Below are 810 nucleotides of genomic sequence, written 5' to 3'. Positions count from 1 at the left end.
GAGCCGATGTCTCCGTTCCTGTGCTCGACAAGCACTACGACCGACGGTCCAAAGAGCGCAAGCGCCAGCGAAGAATGGAGACTTTGGCCGCCACCCGAGAAGGGTACGAAACGTCAGATGGCGACTCACAGATGAGCCTATCACAGTTCGAAAACGGTCCCAATGCGGTAGCACATCCGGTGGCTTTCCCCGTTCAGATCGGTGTCGAGATCGGCGCGTGGATACCAGACCGACTCAGCCGTGAGCTGAACGAACTCAGTCCTAGTGATGGAATCTCGACGCCTGACGCTACCACGGCCGCGAAGGGGATGGTCACGTACAGCATGATGGTCTGTATGGTCGCTCTCAATCTAGCTTTGCTCGCGAGCTGATGGTGAGTACCCTTCACTTGATTCAAGCCTGATTTGAGAATACGAGAGCTGAAGGGGTGACTATCGACACCGATTTTGAATTCGTGATGAGCAAAGAAAGGATAGCTAGGATACAGAAATTGGGGGAGATCCTACGATCTCACGATTCAGATCCAGTTCAGATATTATCGAGGAAACTCCGACGCTGCTCGACTTTGACCTCCTCTGTTCGTTTGTCGTAGTGCTGATCTAGAACCTTCCTGCTGACATTCATCCTATCGGTCACGACTTCCGGAGGTACGTCTTCGGTCAGGTAGTGAGTGATCGACCCCCTCCTGATCGCGTGAGGACTAACTGCCTCGTCGCACTTTTTCTCCCCGTCCTCGCAGCCATCACACGGTTCGTCCCTGAAGCAGGGAGCTGTTATCCGATACACATGGCGTCTGATCGCGGCTCGAGA

Annotated in this window: 2 pseudogenes; one reads left to right on the top strand and one right to left on the bottom strand. The window is 54.1% G+C overall.

What is annotated here, in order from left to right:
- Positions 1-371 (top strand): annotated as a pseudogene (locus EXE45_RS20875) (hypothetical protein); the annotation flags it as partial.
- Between the two features lie 157 nt (positions 372-528).
- Here the strand turns inward: EXE45_RS20875 and EXE45_RS20870 are convergent.
- A pseudogene (locus tag EXE45_RS20870) lies at positions 529-810 on the bottom strand (site-specific integrase); the annotation flags it as partial.

The sequence above is a fragment of the Halorubrum sp. SP9 genome (genome assembly GCF_005435015.1).
GTDB lineage: Archaea > Halobacteriota > Halobacteria > Halobacteriales > Haloferacaceae > Halorubrum > Halorubrum sodomense.
The sequence above is the reverse complement of the archived record's forward strand: the minus strand, read 5'-3'. Positions and strand labels throughout refer to the sequence as shown.